We start from the raw sequence: 22226 nt of genomic DNA, 5'->3' as shown, positions 1-22226 counted from the left end.
TTCCATCCTCCTCTTATTTTCTCATTTAATATCTAATTCCACTAACTTTTCATAAGCTTTGGTTCGAGAATAATTGTGCGACTGCCACATATTTGTTGGCCTTATTTCTGCTTTTATTTGTTTTAACAAATCGTTCAACTCTTGATTGTTAGGTTCTTTTTCGTGTAGTTCGATTAATCCCAAGAGTCCAGTTGAGGAAAATCTACTCATATATAAAGAATCAATTTTTCCCGTTTGCTCGAAGCGTTCAAAATTTTGCTCGACAACAAACCTGTCAATATTAACGATATTGAGGCCAACATAATAAACAAGGGTTGCGATGAAATAGAAGTGGAACAATGAAAGCTTTTCGAGCCAAATTTTTATTAACGTGTAGGTTAAAATCACCATAAGAAAAATCATGAACGAGTGTGCGAGTACTCGTGTAAATGTAAAGCCATACGCATTCTCGTACATAGTCAAGCGCATGAAGGCAGATATAAGAAGGACACCACTTGATAAAACTAAAATAGTTAGAGCACTCCGAATCGCACTTTTCAAAAATCCTTGCACATTTTTCGTTAAACTTATAACACCTGTTGTAACACTAAGATTTATGAGAGTGACAAATAGCAATTCAAAAAATCCACGTCGTGCATATTCTGCATATGTGTACCCTTCATCAAGTGTGCCGCTGAAGAAATATTTAAATTGAATAACTACGAATAGTATATAAACTATATCAAGAAGACTTAAAATCGTTAAAGTAATAATTCCATCCATAGAAATTGGCTTAAATTCCTTTTGCTCCGTAATGGTATTCTTTTGCAAAAGAACTTGCATAAAGCCGAAGAACATGAATGTGTAGATTAAAATGATGATAAAGCGAAATGCATATTCTGCCTTAAAGTTAAATAGGTTCGGGATGCTGGTTATAAGTTGTTCAAACTGAGTATCTGCCGAAATTAATAGGTTAAGTATGATAAATAGTAACGGTACAGATATGATAAGCCCTATTAAAATCTTACCCCAGACATCATAATGCTTTTTGTTGGAACTTTTCTTTAACAAACTGGAAACATATTTTATAAAAATTGCATTATACCTAATCCCATCGATAAGACGACGTAACATATAGAAAATAAAACGCACGTTACTCCACTCTGTTTTTTCTTGTGAAGTAATTAAAACAAGATGAAATATAACAAGTGCAGGGATGATCAGGACGTTTAATGCATAAAAAAGTTCTGTATCATACAAATAATAACTGATGGCCAACAACCAGATTGCAATGAGAACTAAATATCCCAATCGTTGGTGTGAGAAAGGATATGATCGAAACCGATAACAAAATATTGTATAAAACAATACAATAAATACAATATATGAAATACCAATTTGTCCCCTGAAAAAAGCTTCTTCCGCTACAATTCCTACTAAAAAACACATTATGAAAAATAACCAGTCTATCTTTTCGATTTTCAATTCCATACTATTACCTCCTTATTCTATGTATATAGATATTCTATGTAGATAGTTAAAAAAAAGCTCACACTGAAGCTTTTTTGCCCCATTTATAACTGATTAAACAAACCGGGTATAAAAGAAGCGTGAATAAAATACAAAGTCCAATAAACGTTTGCGTCAGTAATGGATAAAACCATTTATGAGGAATAATTTGAAAAACGGTTAAAATCATAAGAATGATATTTGGAATCAAAGCTAAAACAAATGTTCTCTTTAACAGTTTTCTGCCATTATGTCCAAATCCTCTTCCAATTTCGTAACCTAAAAGTGCCCAAAAAAACATGTATATAAACGCAATAACAATCGGAAAGCTTGTCAACCGATCCCAAAAATAAGTTAACCAGTACCAATCGAACAAATTATGCGCTAATGTGAGAGTCGCCCCTCCTCCAAAAAACAAAACATTCACAGCAACAAACAGCCATTTCATATTACTTGGTGTAACGGAAAGTTCTTCCTTCCACATGGCCGCAATTTCTTTAGGTGTCCCTAATTTTGAATAGATTTGATCCCGCATTTCGTCTTCATCAACTAGGGCTGGGAGACAACCAAGGAACTCATCAAGATGAGCAGCATATTCCTCTAAGATAGATACCTTTTCTTGATGATTTGCAAGACTTTCCTCAAGTTCTGCTAAAAACTCATTCTTCAACCGTTCCATGATTTTTTCTCCCAATTACCTTGTTCATGACTGAAACAAAGTCGTGCCATTCATCGGTTTTTTCAAGAAGCATTTCTCTTCCTTCATCAGTTATATGGTAATACTTCCTTGCCGGCCCCTTCTCTTGTTCCTGCCAATAGCATTCAATATACCCTTGCTTTTCAAGCTTATGCAGGGCAGGATATAGCGTACCTTCCTTAAAGGAAATTCCATTACTGCTGCGCTTCTCCAATTCCTTAACAAGCTCATAACCATACATATCCCGCTCGTTCAATAGTTGAAGCAACAAAAGGGATGTACTGCCTTTAACTAATTCTCGATTAAACATTTTTTCACCTACCTAGATTTATTAGGTATATAGAAATTCTATATTAACTTAAACAGATTGTAAAGAATCAATTTAGATTTTTTTTATATAGCTGGAGGGCCAAACTTTCCTTCATGAAAATCACGATATGCCTGTTGGATTTCTTCCATCGTATTCATTACAAACGGACCATATGCTATGACTTCTTCTTTTAAAGGCACTCCAGAATAGACTAGCAATTTTGCACGTTCATTAGCCTTGATAACCAATTCACTTTCTTGATCTGAACCATCTTCTTTAAATGTAAGGGTCGCAACACCAGTTTTCTTCAATCTCACCTTCGACTCTCCAATTTCCACTTCTCCAGATCGGACAACTAGAAAAGCATTATGATTTTCAGGAAGTAGGTGGGTATATTCGCCAGCCTCTTTGAAAGATATTTCCGTCATTGTAATGGGAACTAGACTGTTCATCGGTCCAGTAACTCCCCCAATATTTCCCGAGTAAACCTTTAAATGTCCACTGTCAAAAGGTACAACTGGGACATCTTCGACATAAATATTCTGATAGCTTGTTTTTGTATTTTTTAAATGCTTGGGAAGGTTTAGCCATAGCTGCAGCGTATGGATTAAATCATCATCGACTGCTTCTTCTGCATGCCTCGCTGCCCACCCAGCATTCATATATTGTACGTCTCCAGCTTCTAGAATTGAATGACCTCCATGATTATCGATATGCTCAAGCCTACCGTCAATTACATATGTGATGGTTTGAAAGCCACGATGAGGATGGTCCGAAAAAGTACCACGTTTAAACCAATCATCCGCCATTAAGATAAAAGGATCAAATTCTTCCTTACGTTCTGGTGGAAGAACCCAGCCCTGTTGGACGTGGGGGTAGCCATTTTCATTGTATTTAACATACCAATGGTCTTTCACATCTCGTTGAAATTTTATTTGTTTTTGCATAGGTCATATGCTCCCTTATTTTATAAAGTGCTTAATGATGTTAAGTCCATTTTTCATATTAGGATATCGAAAAGGCAAATCAAATCTGGTCGTTTGCTTAAGAATACTTTTATGATGTGAGAATGTATCAAAGCTCCCTTTTCCATGATAAGCTCCAACACCGCTGCTTCCAACTCCTCCGAATGGCAAATAAGGTGAAGCTAGGTGGTAGACCGTATCGTTAATACAACCCCCTCCGAAAGAAATGCCCGTTATTACTTCATCTTGGAGCTGCTCATTTTTAGTAAAAAGATAAAGTGCGAGCGGATTCGGGTGTTGTTGAATCCCTTCAATCACATTAGAAAGCTTTTGATATTCAAGTACTGGAAGAATAGGTCCAAAAATCTCATCCATCATAATGGGATCATTCCAAGTAATATTCATAACGACAGTTGGTTCAATCACCAAATTTTCCTCGTCTTTTTCTCCTCCAAAGATAATTTCTCCATCTTGAAGGAATGATTCTAATCGTTGGAAGTGCCTTTTACTAACAATATGTGTAAAATTCGGATTCTTTAATGGTTTCTCCCCATAAAGCTCCCTGATTGCTAGGCCTAGTTGGTGAAGAAAAACATCTCGAATGTTTTTATGAACATATAAATAATCAGGGGCAACACACGTTTGTCCAGCGTTCATGAATTTTCCCCATGCGATCCTTTTTGCCGCTAACTTGATATCGGCGTCTTCGTGAACAATGCACGGACTCTTTCCACCAAGCTCCAAAGTGACAGGTGTTACATGTTTCGCAGCTGCCTCCATGATAATTTTTCCGACTGAAACACTGCCAGTAAAAAAAATATAATCAAATTTTTCCGCCAGTAGCGCTTCACTCGTTTCAATTCCGCCTTGGACAACTGAAACATATTCTTCCGAAAAGATTTCACCTATCATATTTCCGAAAACAGCGGATGTCTTTGGGGTTAATTCAGATGGCTTTATGATAGCACAATTCCCAGAGGCAATCGCTCCTATTAGGGGTGCGACTGCCAATTGAAATGGATAATTCCAAGGTGCGATAATGAGTACAACTCCATATGGTTCAGGATATATATAGCTTTTAGAGCCAACATGCGTAATAGGTGTTTTTACCCTTTTAGGCTTACTCCATGAACGCAAATGTTTTTGGATGAAACGAATTTCTTCAAGCACAATTCCGATTTCACTAGTATACGATTCAAATTCTGATTTATTTAAATCTGCTTTTAACGCATCCATCAACTGCTTCTCGTGTGCCTTAATACCGTTCCTCAGTTTCTGTAGTGCAGCTAATCTATATGAAATTGACTTTGTCGTTCCTGAATGAAAAAACTTATTTTGTTTATCGACAAGTGTTTTAAAATTTCCCACGATTCTCAACTCCATACTGGAAAACAATCCAATTTAATACCCCGGATAACGATCCCAGTTTACATTTCTCTCGTTGTATTCAATGAGCAAGTCATCCGCTATCTGGATGAGAACATCCTTTAATTCTACAAGTTCAATCCATTCTTCAGGTATTTTTTCGATTCCAAGGAATGCTCCAAGGATATTCCCTGTAATGGCACCTGTACTATCGCTATCACCACTATGATTTACCGCTACAAATAACGCCTTTTTAAAATTCTCCTGATACTTCAAAGCGCAATAAACTGAAATGGCTAGAGCTTCTTCACCTACCCAACCTTCTCCAAGCTGGCTAATGGCATCAATATCAGTTATATTACTCTTTGAAAGCTCGAGTGCCTTCTTTAACAATTCACTGCATTCATGGTGATTCTCGTAATGTTCAAGTTCAAAAATCGTATTTTCAACTGCTTTTTCAATATCTTGTCCTTCTATTATGCATGCTATTAGATATGCTAAGGCACCTGCCGAAAGATACCCAGATGGATGCCCGTGGGTAAGTGCTGCAAATTCGGCTCCCATTTTAAATGCACGTTCTTTTTGATAAAACAATCCAGCTGGAGCAACTCGCATCACTCCTCCACAGCCTTTACTATTATTAATCGGCTCTTCTATGGAACCTTGCTTTCTACTTCGAAGCGCAGAAAGGCACGTATTTCCCGGTGCTCGACTTGCAAAAAGTTCCTTCTCCTCAAGAAGCCATCCATCATACACCCATTCATATTTTTCCACTCTCGTGTAATCCTGGGTCAGCAACCATCTCTGATATGCATGAAAAACGACGGATGGTGGGTGACAGATCCCTTTTAAGACACCTCTCGTTTCAGCCCTTAGCATTCCTTCAGCAGTGAAAAGGGTCATTTGCGTATCATCTGTAATCTCCGCTTTTCCGGAAGTTGAGATATGTAAATCTTGAATCCCTTCAGATCCATAGCGGCGATGAATTTCATTCAATTTCATAAATTCAACCGGCCAACCTAAAGCATCTCCAATGGCTCCGCCTAAAAGACATCCTCTAAAAAATACTTGACTACGTTTCATGGTATCATCACCTTTATCATTTTAGTAGAATAATAACTTTTAAGACATTCGTACTGGGTTAGTAGCTCCGGATGCTTTTGATGGATATTATTTCAAATATCCATCAATATCCTCATTTCATATGCTTATCGCTTCCTATATTAATACGAATTTCATGATGGAATTACCTTTAAATTCTCAAAAGTATTTTCACTTCGCCTTAACATATTTAAAAGCCACTCTATACATCGAGTGGCTCTGTTAATTATCATTCTTATTTGACTGTATTATGTAACCTTACTATGGACGATGAAAGTCTGGCAATGTCTCGTAAAGTATTTTTCTACTATCCTCAAGTTCTTTATTTCTAACGTCCACTTTTTTTACGTCCACTTCATTTCCATTCAGTTCAATTAATAGAACTTCCATGTTGCAAATAGGCGCTCCAGCTTGGATATAATGATGACAATTCTCGCGGTGGTAATCTTGTATATGAGTATGACCGTTGAAATAAATTACCAATCCCTCTCTTTTCTTCAACAACGGGCGAATATCTTGGAACGATACTAAATCCGCACTATTAGGAGAAAAAGCTGTTGTTTCTGGAACAGGATGATGAGCAAATATGAACAATGGTTTCTCCCTTGAACGAACAATTTGCTCTTCAAGCCACTGCCATTGCTTCTGATCTAATCCCCAGCCATGAAGTTCAAATTCTTTTGTCGTATCTAGAAATAATAGTAAAGCACTTTGCGTTTCAATCCAATCATACGAAGGCTGTTGAATGAGTGAGCAGATTTCTTCTTTCGAGAGAGATAATACGTCATGATTTCCAAGTACGGCACGAAAGTTAATGTCGTACTGTTTAATATAATTATAGATTGTTAAGAATTCACTTTCTAAACCAAGATGGGTCAAATCGCCGATTGAAACGTAAAAATCAGCTTCAATACTAAAAAATTCACGTAAATATTGCTCAAAAAAATGGTCAACAGCAGCTGATAATTCTTTTTTGTTTGAATCTACATCTGGATAATGCAAATCACCTAATAATGCGATGCGCATTAAGATCACCTCATCTTTTTTTCACTGCTGTTGTCCCTCGAATAATAAGTTGTGGTTTAAATAAAACGTGTTCTTTTTTTTGATTTTTATCTTTAATCTCGCTAATGATAACATCGACAACCCTTTTTCCCATCTCCGTGATGGGTTGTGCGATAGTTGTTAGACCTGGAACAGTTGTGGTCGCTAAAATGGTATTATCGAAGCCAACGATTGATAAGTCTTCAGGAATGTTAAGCCCCATTTCATTTGCCTCTTGGATGACACCTACTGCAATAAGATCGTTGCAAGCAAAGATACCAGTCGGGACTTTCCCTTTTTCAACAATTTTTCTTAAACATTCCCTTCCATTTTCAATAGAAGCAACCGTCCTGATAATATTTTCTTCACTCGTTTTGATACCATGCTCCTCGTGAGCTTCCAAATAGCCATAAATTCTATGCTTACTGCTTTTAGCGTACTCAGCAATGATGACGATATCTCGATGTCCTTCAGATAGGAGATGTGATGTAGCTTCATACCCTCCTTTAAAATCATCAACGGATATTGATGTCACCCCAAGCCCCGCATCATCTTGCGTTAACATGACTAGCGGTATCTTTCGGTCGACTACCCCTTTTAAAATCTCGATATTATGGAAGCTTGAAGCAACAATCATTCCATCCACTTGTTTTCTTTGCAGTAATTCAACGTATTTCTTTTCTTTCTCTGTGTTTTCATCCGTGCTGCAGATAATAACACTCATGCCACTTTCATGTGCACGGTCCTCAATTGTTTTCGCTATTTCCGAGAAAAAAGGATTGGAAATATCGGGGACTAAGAGACCTAGTGTTTCCGTCCCCTTGCCAGTCAATGCAGATGCCATCAAGCTCGGTTGATAATTAAGCTTCTCCATTGTTTCCTTGACCTTTTGCCTTGTCGTATCACGCATATTCCCTGTATTATTAATCACTTTTGATACGGTGGCGATAGATACCCCAGCCGCTTTCGCCACATCATATATAGTCGCTTTCATTTCTAGCTGCCTCATTTCTTTCTTTCATCCTATTACCATTGTATCAGATGAAAGAATCGGCATTACCCTTGAATGATTTTTTCTGTTTTCACCTGGATTAACCGTCCTGTTTCAAACGATTTTTTACATGAATATCCTAAAATGGTTGATTGTACTCCATCTTTAACGGTGATTGCAGGTTTGCGTTTATCCAAAATACAGTTGATGAATTCCTCGGTCTCACTTAAATATGCCTGCTCGAAGCGTTCCAAAAATCCATCAACACATTCTTGGATAACACCTTCATCTTTCATAATAACAACTTGATTTCGTTCAGGAACAGTCCCTATTCGAAGCGTTCCTTTTGTGCCAATAATTTCGGTTTCGATATGATATCCATGCGCACAGTTTCGCCCAGCCACAAAAATTCCAATTGCGTTATTCTCAAATCGAACCATTGCCGCTCCCGTTTCCGCATCCTCTATCTCATCGAATTCAGGACGAGCATAACTTCCCCCGATTGCCCAAACTTCCTTTGCTTCCTCTCCAAGATACCAGCGAGCTAAATCGAAATCGTGAATGGACATATCTAAGAACAGTCCGCCGCTGTAATTTGCACGCGCGAATGTTAAAAAGCTGTCCATTTTACTTGCCGGGTCCAAGCCGTAACAACGAATCAGGAATGGTTTTCCGATGATTCCCGCTTCAATTTTTTCCTTTGCCGCCATATAAGAGCGGTCATATCTGCGCATAAATCCGAGCATAAACACTTGATCTGGATGGGCTTTTACAGCAGTCTCTACATCAAGCGCTTCTTCTACATATAATCCTAGCGGTTTTTCACTAAAAACATGGAATCCTAGACTAAGAGCCTGCTTAATTTGTTCACAATGAAAATTAGAAGGAGAGGCAATGAAAATGGCATCTAATTCGGGATTCGCAAGCATATCTTCATATTTTGTATAGCCATATGGAATATTCCATGCATCCATCACTTCCTGAACTTCCTCTTCTACGACACTGCACACTGCCGTTAATTCGCAATGGGGGATTCTAAATGCTAGATTTCCAGCATGCTTTCTTCCAAGTCGACCAAGACCAACGATTCCGACTTTCACTTTTTTCATTCGCCATCACACTCCGGCTGTTTCTTTTATAAAATGACGTGCCTTTAAAGCATATTCGAACGGATTGGCTTGCGCCGGATCTTGCTCTGCCTCAACAATCATCCATCCTTTATACCCCGACTTTGCTAAGACTTGAAAGACAGGTTCAAAGTTGATTGCTCCATCACCTGGAACAGTGAAAACCCCTTTTTTCACCCCTGTTAAAAAGCTAAGGCGATCTTGTTTAACTTCTCTAGCAATCTCGGGACGAACATCTTTTAAATGAACGTGTTTGATTCTCGGGAAATGTTTTTCCAATACATCCAGTGGATTCTCTCCGGAAAAATAAAGATGTCCAGTATCATATAAAAGAAAAACGAGATTCGAATCCGTCATCTCCATTAGGCGATCAATTTCTTCCGTTGTTTGCACGCCTGTCCCCATATGATGATGGTAAACGAGTTTCATATCTTTCTCTTTTGCGAGTTCACCTAATCTATTTAATCCTTCCGCAAGCTTCGTCCATTCCTCATCTGTAAAAATAGGCTTTTCAGCAAATAAAGGTGTGTTTACATTTCCTTGAATACTTCGTCCTTGTTCAGAAACGACGATTACTTTTGCACCCATCTCATATAAAAAATCTCGATGGGCAATATACGCTTTTTCCGTTTCCTCAAAAGGCTTTGTCGTTAAAAATGCACTAAACCAAGCGCTTGCAATTTCTAAATTTCTTAACGTTAATGCTTTTTTTAGTATCGGGATATCTCGAGGATACTTGTTGCCGACTTCTGTACCAGAAAACCCAGCGAGCGCCATCTCACTTATACATTGTTCGAATGTATTTTCTCCACCAAGTTCGGGTAAGTCGTCGTTCGTCCAACCAATAGGTGCAATCCCAAGCTTCACTGCGGTAACATCAAACATAACAGCTTCCTCCAATCAATACTGTCTCGCTTTTTTTAGTTGTTCTTCTTTTTCTTCAAAAGCTGCTTGAATTGATTCTTTTTTCGATACTTCCGCAACCCCAACATGCCACCAAGCCCCGTATCCATCTGTCATTGTTTTAGGCAGAACCTTAATATCTATCAAGGTGGAAACGGTTTGTTTTTTCGCATCTTCGAGAGCGTCACGTAATTGGTCAAGAGTTCTTGCTGTATAGGTTTTCACGCCGTATCCCGCAGCACTTTGCGCATAATCAATATGCATAATCGGTCCAGTTAATAGATTGGTTTCTTGATCACGCATACGGAACTCGGTGCCAAAGCTACCCATTCCATTTCCCATTTGCAGATTATTGATACAACCGAAGCCCGCATTATCAAATAGAAGAACATTAATTTTCTTCTTTTCTTGTATACTTGTAATCAACTCGGAATGAAGCATTAAATAACTGCCATCCCCAACAAATGCATACACTTCTTGGTCAGGAGCGGCCATTTTTGCTCCGAGCGCACCTGCAATTTCATAACCCATACACGAATATCCGTATTCCATATGGTACGTATTAGGTGCTTTACTCACCCACATTCTTTGTAGATCACCTGGTAAACTTCCGGAAGAACCAACAACAATTGCATCATCATCAATCGTTTCATTGACAGTACCGATCACCGCTGTTTGTGTGAGGCATGAACCAAAAACCTCTTCATATTCAACAAGTGTGTCATCCAAGTGTCCCGCCACTTCGGGTTTAAAATCTTCTGACTTAAAATTGGTTTCGCATAGTCTTTTTAATTCAACTTGCCAAGCCTCTTTCGCATCTTTTATTTCATTTTCATAAGAGCTTCTATATTCAATTTTATCCATTTTATCTGTAAGTGCTTCCAATGCTATTTTTGCGTCAGCCACAACTTGAGTCGCATCTAGTTTCCCTGCATGAAATTCAGATATATTAATCGTTATAAAATCAACATCATCTGATTGAAAAAGATGTTTTGAAGCAGTTGTAAAATCGGTAAATCTTGTACCAATGCCAATAACTAAATCCGCCGATTTTGCGATGATATTTGCCGCAGCATTTCCGGTTACACCAATACCACCTAAATTAAGTGGATGTGTGCTTTCAATCGCACTTTTTCCAGCTTGCGTTTCTGCAATAGGAATGTGGAAGGTTTCAGCAAAATTACGCAGAGTCGTTGCAGCTTCTGAATATCGGACTCCTCCACCACATATGATGATTGGCTTTTTCTTACCCTTGATTAATTCAATCGCTTCGTATAATGCTCGATCCGTTGGCTTTATTCTATTAATCGTATATACACGTTTTTTAAAAAAGGATTCTGGAAAATCATATGCCTCTCCTTGAACATCTTGAGGTAGAGCGATTGTGACCGCTCCAGCATCTCCTTGATTCGTCAACACACGCATTGCATTGATCATGGCAGACATCAATTGCTCAGGACGATTGATTCGATCCCAATATTTACTGACAGCTTTGAATGCATCATTCGTAGAAATTCCTAGATTATAAGTTTGTTCGATTTGTTGTAGAACCGGATCTGGTTGTCGAGTCGCAAACGTATCACCAGTAATCAAGAGCAACGGAATATTATTGGCAGTTGCCGTCGCAGCAGCTGTCACCATATTTGCCGACCCGGGACCTACGGATGCTGTACATGCGATGAGTTGCCCGTGGTGTTTTTGTTTCGCAAACGCAGTCGCCACATGAGCCATCCCTTGTTCGTTTCGACCTTGATATACTTCAAGATCCCCACTATCCTCTTCTAGTGCCTGCCCCATCCCGAGAACATTCCCGTGGCCAAAAATTGTAAAAACTCCTTTAAAAAGCTTTTGCTCTTTACCGTCTCTTTCCATATACTGCTGATTCAAAAACTTAATCAAAGCTTGAGCAGTTGTCAGTTTCAATAAACTCACCTCATTTTTTGTTAATTGCGTTTGAATAGGTCGTGTACTTTGTCTGAATTCTCGATCAAAACTTCTTTTGGTACGATTTCATCGAGTATTAGCATTGGATTCTCGACCAATTCTTGTTCCGGAACAATTTCATCGAGTATTACCACTGAATTCTCGACCAAAACTTATTCCTGAACAATTTCCTCGAGAATTAGCTCTGGATTCTCGACCAATTCTTCCTCCTGAACAATTTCATCGAGAATTAGCTCTGAATTCTCGACCAAAACTTCCTCTGGAACAATTTTATCGGGAATTAGCTCTGAATTCTCGACCAATTCTTCCTCCTGAACATTTTCGTCGAGTATTACCACTGAATTCTCGACCAATTCTTCCTCCTGAACATTTTCATCGAGAATTAGCTCTGAATTCTCGATCAAATCTTCCTCCTGAACAATTTCATCGAGTATTACCTATGAATTCTCGATCAAATCTTCTCCCCGAACTATTTCATCGAGAATTAGCTCTGAATTCTCGACCAATTCTTCTTCCGGAACAATTTCATCGAGTATTACCTATGAATTCTCGATCTAATCTTCCTACTGAATCAATTTCATCAAGAAACTACCAAATATTCGAGATGAAATCTGCTAATCTTTCAATTTCATCTCGAATAAGCTATAACTTACACCCACCTCGTAGTGACAACTTTCTTTCTCGTATAAAATTCGACCCCATCAGTACCATTGGCATGCAAATCTCCATAGAAGGAATCTTTATACCCCGAAAATGGGAAGAATGCCATTGGGGCTGGTACCCCGATATTCACGCCGAGCATGCCTGCGTCGATTGTTTCGCGGAACTTGCGAACGTTTCCGCCGTCTTTTGTAAAAATACATGCGCCATTCGCAAAACGTGATTGATTCGCAAGTTCTACTGCTTCCTCAAGATTTTTTATCCGTGCGATGGACAATACGGGAGCGAAGATTTCGTCTTGCCAAATTTTCATTTCACTCGTCACTTCGTCAAAAATAGTAGCACCTACGAAATAGCCGCCTTCATTCACTTCATCATTACGTCCATCGCGAACAAGTCGAGCACCTTCTTCTACGCCTTTTTCAATATAGTGCAATGTCCTTTCTTTATGTTGTTCGCGAATGACTGGACCCAGAAAAATACCATCATTTGACCCATCGCCCATTTTAATGTCATTTGTTTTTTGTAATAAAATTTCTATAAATTCATCAGCAACTGACTCTTCAACCGCCACTACAGATGCTGCCATACAACGCTCACCAGCAGAACCAAATGCTGCATTCATAATTTGCGTAGCTGCGTTTTCCAAGTTGGCATCTTTTAGCACAATGGAATGATTTTTTGCACCCGCAAGCGCTTGAACCCTCTTTAAGTTTTGAGTTCCACGTTTATATACATACTCAGCAACAGGTTGAGATCCTACAAAAGATATGGCTTTTACATTTTTATGATCTAGCAAACCATTTACAACATCATGTGCGCCATGAACGATATTGAGCACTCCTTTTGGCAATCCTGCTTCTTCAAAAAGCTCCGCTAGACGATTAGCTAGTAATGGCGTCCTTTCTGAAGGCTTAAGAACAAACGTGTTCCCTGTTACGATTGCCATCGGGAACATCCAGCACGGCACCATCATCGGAAAGTTAAAAGGTGTAATTCCTCCAACAACTCCGAGTGGATAACGGTAAACTCCGGATTCAAGATCCGTAGCAATGGAAGGTAATTGTTTTCCCATCATCAAAGTTGGTGCTCCAGACGCAAATTCCACACACTCAATACCACGCAATACTTCCCCATGTGCCTCGGTAAAATTCTTCCCGTTTTCTTTTGTAATGAGTGTCGCAAGCTCATCCCAATGCTCTACTAAAAGTTGTTGATATTTAAAGAGAATACGAGCGCGCCTTGGTACAGGAACCTCTTTCCAAGTCTCGAATGCTTTTGCCGCCGATTGTACTGCAGCGTCTACGTCTTCCTTCGTCGAAATCGGAACATGGGCAAGCTCTTCCCCTGTTGCCGGGTTATAGACAATTTCAGTTTTCGTCGTATTGGCGTCTACCCATTCCCCACCTATATAGTTTTGTAAAATCTGCACTTTTGTTTGAGTCATGTTCAAAACCTCCAAGTTTATTAATCAATCGCAACAGCTTCAGACATAAATTCATCGATTTCATTCTTCGTTGGCATCGCATCTGAGCAGCTATGTTTGGAAATGACAATTGCTGCTGAAGCACTTCCAAATTCCATTGCTTTCGGAATATCCCAACCATTCATCAATCCGAAAATAAATGCTGACGCATACGCATCTCCTGCTCCAAACGTCTTTAATACTTTCGTTTTAAATGTTCCGCCTTTATGGGATTCACCATTTTTTGTATAAGCGATTGATCCTTCAGAACCATGCTTGATAACAACGATTTCCGCATGATAATCAAACCATTTCTGAGCTGTTTTTTGATCATCTTTCTGGAAGTCTTTTTCAAATTGCTCCATCATATCGAACTCTTCACGTGTACCAATAATAACGTCGCATTTTTCCGCAGCCAAATTGTAATACACCGCTGTTTCTTGTGGAGATTTCCATGTATACGGGCGGTAATCTAAATCCATGATGACGACGACGCCATTCTTACGAGCATAATCTAATGCCAAGAATACCGCTTCTCTGGAAGGACTAGCCGCGAGCGCTGTACCGGAAACGAGCAAAGCTTTTGATTGTTTAATATAGTCTTCAGAGACATTTGAAGTATCGAGTTTTAGATCTGCAACATTATCCCTGTACATTAAAATACTGCAATCTTCCGGACTTTTAATCTCTGTAAAAGCTAAACCTGTTACAGCCCCGGTCTGATCGACTGAAACAACAGATGTATCGATATCATTTTTATTTAAGTAATGAACAATAAAACGCCCCATTTGATCGTCTGCCACTTTACCAATAAACCCTGTTTTCAAACCTAATCTTGACGCACCAATCGTAATATTCGCAGGAGACCCTCCAACATATTTAGAAAAAGACGATGTTTCTTCCATTGGACGGTTGAATTGATCAGCATTTAAATCGATGCAAAGTCTTCCTATTCCGACTAAATCAAGGGAACGCTCTTGTTTAAAATTCAAATTATACATATTTATCATCCTTTCTATTATTTTGGAAATAGCCATTCATGGTCCGGATCATTGTGAAACTTCCAAGTCCGTTTTGGTCCAGCCATAACGTTTAAATAATAGGATTCATAACCTGGAACAGCTGACACTGGATGATATCCTTCAGGAACCAACACGACATTTCGATGCTCCACGCTCAATGTTTCATCTAAACTGCGATCATCGTTATAAACTCTCTGAAAAACAAATCCTTGAGACGGATTAATCTCATGGTAGTATGTTTCTTCCAAGTATGATTCATGTGGCAAACGATCCTCATCATGTTTATGTGGCGGATAACTCGATGTATTCCCTTCAGGTGTAAAAACCTCAACGACTAGCAAACTATCAGCGTCTTTTTGTTCAGGTAAAATATTGTGGATTTTCCTGCTCATTTTCCCTGAGCCACGATCCTCTTGTCCTACATCTTCAGGAGCAATGAGTCTAGCAGGATAATTTCCTTTTCCTGGAGCTAAGCAAACAGCCAATTCTAAATCGGTCGACGCTTTTACTGTATAAGTGTCATTGTTCGGTACATACACGGAATATGGAGGAAGCTTTTCAAAAACACTCATTCTTTTTCCTATACTTTGAAATGTCTCTTTCTCCGTATGTACATCTGCTTTTCCGCTTAATAACACAAGACACACTTCATTGTTTTCGGTAAGTTTGGTCAACTCCTCCCCTTCCTTCAAGGAATAGACTTCAAATCCAACATACTCCCAATTCGCAGATTCCGGTGAGACGTACAAAATTTTCCCTTCCTGATCGCGTTTCTGAGGTTTAATAAGTAATTCAGACACGTACATCCTCCTTTTCCAATTCTGATAAAGATACTGAACGCTTTTCCTTAACAGATTGCTGAGCAGCAAGTGCGATTAATTCGGCCTTATATCCATCTTCACCACTGCAAGTAACTGCTTTATTTTCAATAATTGCATTCGCAAATTCGTGAATTTCAGACATAAATGCTGCTTTATAACGGTCAAGGAAGAAAAATTTAGGATGGTCTAAAAGGATGGAATCTTTTGTTGCGATTTGAACATTCGTATATCTTTCATTTTCAGCAAAGGCAACGCCTAGATCGCCGAACACTTCAATACGTTGATCATAGCCATACATCGCTTGCCGGCTATTATCGATGACACCGAGCGAGCCATCTTCAAACGTAAGAGTTGTGACTGCAGTATCAACATCGTTGTATTTTTCAAAAATGGGATCAACTAAATTTGCAGCTTTTACTGATACTTCTACTACTTCTTTTCCTGATAAGTAGCGAATCATATCAAAATCGTGAATCGTCATGTCCATGAACATGCCGCCCGAACGTTTTATGTATTCTTCATGTGGTGGTTGTGGATCTCTTGATGTAATTTTAATAATATGGGGATTTCCAACTGTTCCTGCTCTAACGGTTTCATACACTTTGCGAAAATCCTGGTCAAAGCGACGATTAAATCCTACCTGAAGCTTAACTCCAGCTTCCTGAACTGCTTTTAATGCTTCTCTCGTTTCTTCAATATTAAAACTAATTGGTTTTTCACAGAAAATATGTTTTCCAGCCTTTGCGGCCGCTTTTATAAAATGGACATGCGTGTCTGTAGATGAACAAATAAAAACAGCATCGATAGATGGATCTGTAAGGATTTCTTCTGGATCCGTTGAAATAAGGGGTATTTGTTGCTCAAAATGCGTTCCCTTCAAATGGTCGGTATGGATATCGGCAATCACTTTTAAGTTAAAGACATTCGATCGCAGCATATTATCCGCATGTAGCTGACCAATCCTTCCAGCTCCGATAATCCCGACGTTAATTTTTTTCAAAATCTTCACCTCTTTATTTTAGTTAAGCGCTTACCTAAATAGCAAAAAAATATGAACTTAATATCATGCAAGTTCTAATTGGTTTTCATTTCTGAAACTCTATTTAAAAGTAAAGCGCTTTCCTCTATAACTATATAACACTATTTTCCACTTATCAATATTGATTGTGAGAATATTTAATAAATGTGACTCAAATTATAGTCCACTAATGGCGAAACTAAACATAAATAGTTGTAGCACCTTTTTGAAGAACCCATTAGATTCTTCTATTTTATCTCTAAAAAAGATGGAAATTACTCAAAAACAAAAAAGAAGGAAAAAAGTTCTCCCTCTTTTGGTAATAAAAATTTGTTTTTATCTCAACTAAAACTTCCTATACTTTTTCAATATAGCTTTTAGCTACTTTGCACTCGCTCGCTTTATCATAACACCTTCCATTTTTAGCTATACGAGTACACGGGCATGTTTTACACCGTGTGCCTTCTGCCGTTTGGTAGGAAAAACAGCATGTTTTTCTGATTCTCAACTCTTCATCCTGATCTTCAAGATACGTTTTCTCTACATAGAATTTCTGCAATGGATTTTCTTTATAATCGCCAAATAATTGTCCACTTGCTTCAACAATTAAATAGTGGAAATCATCTATAACATTCTCGCTCTTATAATCTTTTAATTCAATTTCATAAAGCCAAAATAAGTATACAGAAATGTTTTCCCATAGAATAAAGTTAGAAATACCTGCATTTTTTCCGAGTTGCGAAATAATGGGATAAATATTGTTGGAAAAAAGCTCCTTTGAAACAAGATTGCGCCACTGAATACGGGGCTCACTTGTATCCCATTCTTGAACAGTTATGTTCTTTAGAGAAAACTTAGGAAGCCAATTCTGACCACGTTCAGGTGCTTCCATATTTACATTATCTAGAGAAATATTAATTTTCTTATTCCAAACCGTCATAGCATATAGAGAGATAACCGCTAAGAATGCATACCTTTTGATGAAGATGGAGGCTGCTGCTTTTTTAGTTGGGGCTCCAATTGCCAAGGTTAGATTTTTCATAAAGTCTTGAAGAAACGATTCATCCAATAATTTTTCTATACAGAATGAATTCCCTTGTTTCACATCATACCTATATTTTTTTAATAGAAGGAGTTCATTATCTTGTAACACACTAGCCATTCATTACTACCGCCTTATCAAGAATACATCTTCCTTTACCATATGGAATACAAAGTGGAGTACCAAATATAGGATCAATTGTAACTTCGCAGTTCATGTCAAATACTGCCTTTACTAGGTTACAATTGATAACATATTCCGGTTTCCCTTGTGCATATACCTTTTGATCCTTGATGGCAACCACGTTATGAGCATAACGGCACGCAAGGTTTAAATCATGCAGGACCATAACAACTGTTCTTTTTTGCTTTTCGTTTAATTCAAAAAGCAAATCAAGAATTTCTATTTGATGGGTCATATCTAAATATGTGGTTGGCTCATCCAAGAGGATAATATCAGTATCCTGTGCGAGGGTCATCGCAATCCAGGCGCGCTGTCTCTGCCCGCCAGAAAGAGAATCAACTGTTCTTTCTTTTAAATCCTCTAAACGAGTCGCCTTTAGAGCATCGTTTACCTTTTTCTCATCTTCCTTGGACCACTGCTTCAACCAAGTTTGATGTGGATAACGTCCTTGTTTAACAAGCTGAAGGACAGTTAGTGCTTCAGGAGCTACTGGCGACTGTGGTAAAATCGCCATTTTTCGAGCGACTTTCCTTGTTGAAAGCTTGGCAATTGCTTCACCTTCCAGCAAAACACTTCCGGACTTAGGCTTTAAGAGTCGGGCAATTGAACGAAGAAGAGTTGATTTGCCACACCCATTCCCGCCGATAAAAACAGTAATTTCACCTTTCGGGATCTTCAAATCCAGTTCATTAATAATGAGTGTCTCACCATAGGAAAGGGATAAATTCTTCGTTTCTATCGCATTCATTCTCATGCCAACTCCTTTTCATTTTACGAATTTCTTGTTTTAAAAAGTAAATAGATAAAATATGGGGCGCCAATTCCTGCTGTAAAAACACCAGCGGGGATTTCTAATGGAGAAAACAATGTTCTTCCAATCAAATCAGCCACCATCACTAGTATTCCTCCTAGCAATGCCGCCACCGGAAGCAAGGCACCAAACGAAGAGCCTACTAATCGTCTCGCCATATGAGGCGCCATCAAACCGACAAATCCAATCCCTCCGGCAAAGGCGACCGAACTACCGATTAAGACGGTACTAATCATCAATAGGAAAAAGCGTTGTTTCTGTACTTTTCCACCTAAACCAGTTGCCACCTCATCACCAAGTTCTTGGATATTGACAGTCCTTGCTGCAACTAAAGCAATAGTAAGAAATACAATTGTCCAAGGCACCAGTATGACTACATTTTTCCAATTCGAACCGTAAACTGTTCCAGTGATCCATATATTCGCCTGACTTGCTTGGTAAATCGGCCCCATAACCATCATTAAAGTTGTCAATGCTTGCATTAACGCGGAAATTCCAATCCCAATTAACACTAGGCGGATAGGGGATACACCATTCTTCCAAGAAAGAAAATATACTAAAAAAGCAACAATGCCTGCCCCTAAAAATGCCGCTAAAGGAAGCCAAGCGATACTAACAGTTAAAGAATGATTTTTATCACTAAAAATAGCTAAAAACGTGACAACTGCTACACTAGCTCCACCGGTAATTCCAAGGATATCAGGAGAAGCAAGCGGGTTTCGAATCATTCCTTGTAGTATCCCTCCCGCTACTGCCAATGACATACCTACAGCTAAAGCAACAATTATTCTTGGTAAACGAAAGGAGGTAATGACGAGCTGTTCCATTTCAGAGCCGCCACCAAATAAAACTTTGACCACGGTAAGTGGATTTATTTTCATATCTCCTGATCCAGTACTTATAACAAAGATTAGGAACGTAACAACTAGGAGGATAGCAAATATCATCGCTGCTTTTCGATCAAGCAAAAACGATATTCTTCCCTTAATAAAGCGAATGTTTTTATATTTTCTCATTTGCCATTAAACCCCTTTCTTGCAATGTAAATAAAGAATGGGGTTCCAATAATCGCCGTCATTACACCGACAGGGATCTCTTGAGGCATTAATATATATCTTGCACTAATATCTGCACATATCAAAAGGACCGCACCTAAAACTCCCGATAATGGAATAACCCAGCGATGGTCGGTACCGATGATTGATCTTGCTATATGTGGCACTACTATTCCAACAAATCCAATTGGACCTGCAGCAGCAACAGAGCCGCCTGCTAACAAGATAACCAGCACTCCTACGGTCATTTTTATTAGTCCAGTATTTAATCCTAGCCCTTTCGCAACATCATCACCCATGGATAGAATATTCATTTTTTTGGCTATCAAAATCGAGCCAATCCAACCAATTCCCATATAAGGTAAAACCGACATCAAGGTTTCCAATTTTCTCCCTTGGACAGAACCTGCTAGCCAAAATAAAACCTGATCAAGGAGTGCTTCGTTTATTACTAATAATCCTTGAGTAAAGGACGCAAACAAAGCTGACATAGCTGCACCAGCTAATGTTAGCTTCATCGGTGTTAATCCTTGCCTTCCCAATGAACCAATAGCATAAACAATTATAGCTGCAATGGCTGCACCTAGAAAGGCTAGTACATTGAATGCCTGCAAATTATTAACTGAGAATACAGAGATGGCAACGACTACCGCAAATCCACCTCCGGCATTAATCCCAAATAATCCTGGTGACGCCAAAGGATTTTTTGTTAATGTCTGCATCAAAGCTCCAGCAATAGCCAAACTTGCCCCCACCGCTGCTGCAATAAACGTTCTTGGAAGTCTTACAGTTTGAATAATTATATGTTCGTTTGAGCCATTATAATTCCTAAATGCTTCAATGGCAGTTCGCCAATTCGTTTCCGTATATCCATAAATAACACTTGCACACATAACTAGTAACATAATCACCATTGCAACAATTAGACCAGCCCATTTAGTGGTTGTACTTTTTAACAGCATATAAAAAACCTTTCAAACCTTATTGTTATTAAAAACTTACTACTTTAGTTATATCTTTAATTGAGAATGATTGTCAATGACTTTGATAATCATTTTCAATTAAAACAGGTTTTATTTACAAAAATCGTTGACATCATCCAATAATCCAATTATGATAAATTCGTAATTGAAAATGATTATCATTCACAATTAGATTAGGAGGATACATAAATGAAATCAATTAAAGTCATCCTTTCTCTTTTATCCATCTTTACCATATTCTTATTGGCAGCTTGTGGAGGAGCTAACGAGAAAACACAGGATAAGGAGAAAACTACAAATACAGCTGAGGAAAAAAGCTACACCGTTGAACATGCAATGGGCTCTACCCCGATTAAACGTACTCCAAAGAGAGTTGTCATCTTAACAAATGAAGGAACCGAAGCACTATTAGCTTTGAACGTTACACCCGTTGGTGCGGTCCAATCTTGGTTAGGCGATCCGTGGTATGATCATATTTCCGAGAAGATGAAAGACACCAAAGTCGTCGGTACAGAAAGTGAAGTAAATGTAGAAGCAATTGCTGCACTAAAACCAGACTTGATCATTGGAAATAAACTTCGTCAAGAAAAAATCTATGACCAATTAAAAGCTATTGCTCCAACCGTTTTCTCCGAAACTCTAAGGGGTGACTGGAAGGAAAACTTTAAACTATATGCAAAAGCTTTGAACAAAGAAGAAGAAGGAAACGAAGTTTTAAATGCGTTTGATCAACATGTCGCAGACTTAAAAACAAAACTTGGTGATAGTGAAAATCAAACCGTTTCAGTTGTTCGATTCATGGCCGGAACAACTAGAATCTATTACACTGATTCCTTTTCAGGGATTATTTTTGACCAGTTAGGATTCAAACGCACTGAGCAGCAGGCAGAGCTGTTCACACCAGAAAATAAGCTAGGTAATCTTGCAATTGAAGTTGGTAAAGAGTTAATTCCAAAAATGGATGCTGATAATATTTTTTACTTCACCTATACACCAAATGATGATCAAACTGCCATCAACACAGCCAAAGAATGGACAAATGACCCTCTTTGGAAAAACTTAAATGCGGTGAAAAACGGACATACTTATGAGGTAAGTGATGCAATATGGAATACTGCAGGCGGTGTTCTCGCCGCAAACTTAATGCTTGAAGATGTTGAAAAAATCTTTTTAAAAAAATAAGTAAAGTATAGGAGATTGCTACATTATAAGTAGCAATCTTTTCTGTTAT

Annotated in this window: 22 protein-coding genes; 1 reads left to right on the top strand and 21 read right to left on the bottom strand. The window is 38.5% G+C overall.

Annotated features, from left to right (window positions below):
• Window positions 1–21: 21 nt before the first annotated feature.
• The 21 genes from MT489_RS12005 to MT489_RS11905 all read right to left on the bottom strand — a co-directional run bounded on the left by MT489_RS12005 (window position 22) and on the right by MT489_RS11905 (window position 20974).
• The gene (locus MT489_RS12005; RefSeq protein ID WP_244681796.1) at window positions 22–1470 is read right to left on the bottom strand and encodes a DUF4153 domain-containing protein; all 1449 of its coding nucleotides are present in this window, start codon (window positions 1468–1470) and stop codon (window positions 22–24) included.
• A 58-nt stretch (window positions 1471–1528) separates the two neighbouring features.
• The gene (locus tag MT489_RS12000; RefSeq protein ID WP_244681795.1) at window positions 1529–2167 is read right to left on the bottom strand and encodes a DUF1700 domain-containing protein; all 639 of its coding nucleotides are present in this window, start codon (window positions 2165–2167) and stop codon (window positions 1529–1531) included.
• Window positions 2148–2495 (bottom strand): PadR family transcriptional regulator, encoded by a 348-nt coding sequence (locus tag MT489_RS11995; protein ID WP_244681794.1) that lies wholly within the window; start codon window positions 2493–2495, stop codon window positions 2148–2150. Before MT489_RS11995 ends, MT489_RS12000 begins: the two co-directional genes overlap by 20 nt.
• An 83-nt stretch (window positions 2496–2578) precedes the next feature.
• Complete coding sequence (locus tag MT489_RS11990; RefSeq protein WP_244681793.1) at window positions 2579–3442, bottom strand: pirin family protein; 864 nt, start codon at window positions 3440–3442, stop codon at window positions 2579–2581.
• A 15-nt stretch (window positions 3443–3457) separates the two neighbouring features.
• Complete coding sequence (locus tag MT489_RS11985) at window positions 3458–4828, bottom strand: aldehyde dehydrogenase (RefSeq protein WP_244681792.1); 1371 nt, start codon at window positions 4826–4828, stop codon at window positions 3458–3460.
• Between the two features lie 33 nt (window positions 4829–4861).
• Window positions 4862–5908 carry an ADP-ribosylglycohydrolase family protein gene (locus MT489_RS11980; RefSeq protein WP_244681791.1) on the bottom strand — a complete coding sequence of 349 codons (1047 nt, stop codon included), beginning with the start codon at window positions 5906–5908 and terminating at the stop codon, window positions 4862–4864.
• Window positions 5909–6187: 279 nt separating this feature from the next.
• Window positions 6188–6952, bottom strand: coding sequence for a metallophosphoesterase family protein (locus MT489_RS11975; RefSeq protein WP_244681790.1), 765 nt, complete (start codon window positions 6950–6952; stop codon window positions 6188–6190).
• Window positions 6953–6962: 10 nt separating this feature from the next.
• Window positions 6963–7964, bottom strand: a complete 1002-nt coding sequence (locus tag MT489_RS11970; protein WP_244681789.1) for a LacI family DNA-binding transcriptional regulator — start codon at window positions 7962–7964, stop codon at window positions 6963–6965.
• Window positions 7965–8026: 62 nt separating this feature from the next.
• Window positions 8027–9070 carry a Gfo/Idh/MocA family protein gene (locus MT489_RS11965; RefSeq protein WP_244681788.1) on the bottom strand — a complete coding sequence of 348 codons (1044 nt, stop codon included), beginning with the start codon at window positions 9068–9070 and terminating at the stop codon, window positions 8027–8029.
• 6 nt (window positions 9071–9076) lie between these two features.
• Complete coding sequence (gene iolE / locus MT489_RS11960; RefSeq protein ID WP_244681787.1) at window positions 9077–9973, bottom strand: myo-inosose-2 dehydratase; 897 nt, start codon at window positions 9971–9973, stop codon at window positions 9077–9079.
• Window positions 9974–9988: 15 nt separating this feature from the next.
• Entirely contained in the window at window positions 9989–11923 is a 1935-nt protein-coding gene (gene iolD / locus MT489_RS11955; RefSeq protein ID WP_244681786.1) for a 3D-(3,5/4)-trihydroxycyclohexane-1,2-dione acylhydrolase (decyclizing), read from the bottom strand.
• Window positions 11924–11934: 11 nt separating this feature from the next.
• The gene (locus tag MT489_RS11950; protein WP_244681785.1) at window positions 11935–12084 is read right to left on the bottom strand and encodes a hypothetical protein; all 150 of its coding nucleotides are present in this window, start codon (window positions 12082–12084) and stop codon (window positions 11935–11937) included.
• A 3-nt stretch (window positions 12085–12087) separates the two neighbouring features.
• Window positions 12088–12339, bottom strand: coding sequence for a hypothetical protein (locus MT489_RS11945; RefSeq protein WP_244681784.1), 252 nt, complete (start codon window positions 12337–12339; stop codon window positions 12088–12090).
• A gap of 245 nt (window positions 12340–12584) precedes the next feature.
• Window positions 12585–14042 carry a CoA-acylating methylmalonate-semialdehyde dehydrogenase gene (locus tag MT489_RS11940; RefSeq protein ID WP_244681783.1) on the bottom strand — a complete coding sequence of 486 codons (1458 nt, stop codon included), beginning with the start codon at window positions 14040–14042 and terminating at the stop codon, window positions 12585–12587.
• Between the two features lie 20 nt (window positions 14043–14062).
• Window positions 14063–15061 (bottom strand): 5-dehydro-2-deoxygluconokinase, encoded by a 999-nt coding sequence (gene iolC, locus MT489_RS11935; RefSeq protein ID WP_244681782.1) that lies wholly within the window; start codon window positions 15059–15061, stop codon window positions 14063–14065.
• A 17-nt stretch (window positions 15062–15078) separates the two neighbouring features.
• Window positions 15079–15882: a 5-deoxy-glucuronate isomerase gene (gene iolB / locus MT489_RS11930; RefSeq protein ID WP_244681781.1), complete on the bottom strand. Its 804-nt coding sequence runs from the start codon at window positions 15880–15882 to the stop codon at window positions 15079–15081.
• Window positions 15875–16903 (bottom strand): inositol 2-dehydrogenase, encoded by a 1029-nt coding sequence (iolG, locus tag MT489_RS11925; protein WP_244681780.1) that lies wholly within the window; start codon window positions 16901–16903, stop codon window positions 15875–15877. Before iolG ends, iolB begins: the two co-directional genes overlap by 8 nt.
• 373 nt (window positions 16904–17276) lie before the next feature.
• The gene (locus MT489_RS11920; protein ID WP_244681779.1) at window positions 17277–18083 is read right to left on the bottom strand and encodes a (2Fe-2S)-binding protein; all 807 of its coding nucleotides are present in this window, start codon (window positions 18081–18083) and stop codon (window positions 17277–17279) included.
• On the bottom strand, window positions 18076–18894 hold the full coding sequence (locus MT489_RS11915; RefSeq protein WP_244681778.1) for an ABC transporter ATP-binding protein: 819 nt from the start codon (window positions 18892–18894) through the stop codon (window positions 18076–18078). Before MT489_RS11915 ends, MT489_RS11920 begins: the two co-directional genes overlap by 8 nt.
• A 23-nt stretch (window positions 18895–18917) precedes the next feature.
• A complete protein-coding gene (locus tag MT489_RS11910) occupies window positions 18918–19973 on the bottom strand; it encodes a FecCD family ABC transporter permease (RefSeq protein ID WP_244681777.1) in 1056 nt (351 codons plus the stop codon).
• Window positions 19970–20974, bottom strand: a complete 1005-nt coding sequence (locus tag MT489_RS11905) for a FecCD family ABC transporter permease (protein WP_244681776.1) — start codon at window positions 20972–20974, stop codon at window positions 19970–19972. Before MT489_RS11905 ends, MT489_RS11910 begins: the two co-directional genes overlap by 4 nt.
• Before the next feature lie 210 nt (window positions 20975–21184).
• On the opposite strand from MT489_RS11905, the gene MT489_RS11900 reads away from it, so the two are divergent.
• Entirely contained in the window at window positions 21185–22177 is a 993-nt protein-coding gene (locus MT489_RS11900) for an ABC transporter substrate-binding protein (RefSeq protein ID WP_244681775.1), read from the top strand.
• Window positions 22178–22226: the final 49 nt, after the last annotated feature.

Source organism: Lederbergia wuyishanensis (assembly GCF_022900255.1).
Classification (GTDB): domain Bacteria; phylum Bacillota; class Bacilli; order Bacillales; family Bacillaceae_C; genus Lederbergia; species Lederbergia wuyishanensis.
Note: the sequence above shows the minus strand (reverse complement) of the source record. Positions and strands in the feature narration are given on the sequence as shown.

Coding starts and splice junctions, on each gene's coding strand:
- MT489_RS12005 (WP_244681796.1), bottom strand. CDS start 1,470: ATGGAATTGAAAATCGAAAAGATAGACTGGTTATTTTTCATAATGTGT.
- MT489_RS12000 (WP_244681795.1), bottom strand. CDS start 2,167: ATGGAACGGTTGAAGAATGAGTTTTTAGCAGAACTTGAGGAAAGTCTT.
- MT489_RS11995 (WP_244681794.1), bottom strand. CDS start 2,495: ATGTTTAATCGAGAATTAGTTAAAGGCAGTACATCCCTTTTGTTGCTT.
- MT489_RS11990 (WP_244681793.1), bottom strand. CDS start 3,442: ATGCAAAAACAAATAAAATTTCAACGAGATGTGAAAGACCATTGGTAT.
- MT489_RS11980 (WP_244681791.1), bottom strand. CDS start 5,908: ATGAAACGTAGTCAAGTATTTTTTAGAGGATGTCTTTTAGGCGGAGCC.
- MT489_RS11975 (WP_244681790.1), bottom strand. CDS start 6,952: ATGCGCATCGCATTATTAGGTGATTTGCATTATCCAGATGTAGATTCA.
- MT489_RS11970 (WP_244681789.1), bottom strand. CDS start 7,964: ATGAAAGCGACTATATATGATGTGGCGAAAGCGGCTGGGGTATCTATC.
- MT489_RS11965 (WP_244681788.1), bottom strand. CDS start 9,070: ATGAAAAAAGTGAAAGTCGGAATCGTTGGTCTTGGTCGACTTGGAAGA.
- iolE (WP_244681787.1), bottom strand. CDS start 9,973: ATGTTTGATGTTACCGCAGTGAAGCTTGGGATTGCACCTATTGGTTGG.
- MT489_RS11940 (WP_244681783.1), bottom strand. CDS start 14,042: ATGACTCAAACAAAAGTGCAGATTTTACAAAACTATATAGGTGGGGAA.
- iolC (WP_244681782.1), bottom strand. CDS start 15,061: ATGTATAATTTGAATTTTAAACAAGAGCGTTCCCTTGATTTAGTCGGA.
- MT489_RS11920 (WP_244681779.1), bottom strand. CDS start 18,083: ATGGCTAGTGTGTTACAAGATAATGAACTCCTTCTATTAAAAAAATAT.
- MT489_RS11915 (WP_244681778.1), bottom strand. CDS start 18,894: ATGAATGCGATAGAAACGAAGAATTTATCCCTTTCCTATGGTGAGACA.
- MT489_RS11910 (WP_244681777.1), bottom strand. CDS start 19,973: ATGAGAAAATATAAAAACATTCGCTTTATTAAGGGAAGAATATCGTTT.
- MT489_RS11905 (WP_244681776.1), bottom strand. CDS start 20,974: ATGCTGTTAAAAAGTACAACCACTAAATGGGCTGGTCTAATTGTTGCA.
- MT489_RS11900 (WP_244681775.1), top strand. CDS start 21,185: ATGAAATCAATTAAAGTCATCCTTTCTCTTTTATCCATCTTTACCATA.